Below are 267 nucleotides of genomic sequence, written 5' to 3'. Positions count from 1 at the left end.
CTCTAACGGCGCAAAGGTTTCATACGAATACAAAGATGCCGTCCCTAAAAGCTTCGGAACAACAACGCTGTCTTGAGAAGTTCCTGCTATCATTTCTTCTCTCGTCGCGACAGGTATCAAATATTCATGTTCATGATCGGGTATCTTCATCTGCTTTATTCCTTCATTCAGAGGGCTTCATCCAATGAACACTCTTTCAAATCTTCAAGCTCTTCTCTTAATGCCTCTAAGCGCTTCTCTAAATCTTTTACAGAACCATTAAGCTCT

Source organism: Bartonella sp. TT110JLCBS (assembly GCF_042193405.1).
Classification (GTDB): domain Bacteria; phylum Pseudomonadota; class Alphaproteobacteria; order Rhizobiales; family Rhizobiaceae; genus Bartonella.
This window is presented reverse-complemented; position numbering follows the sequence as displayed.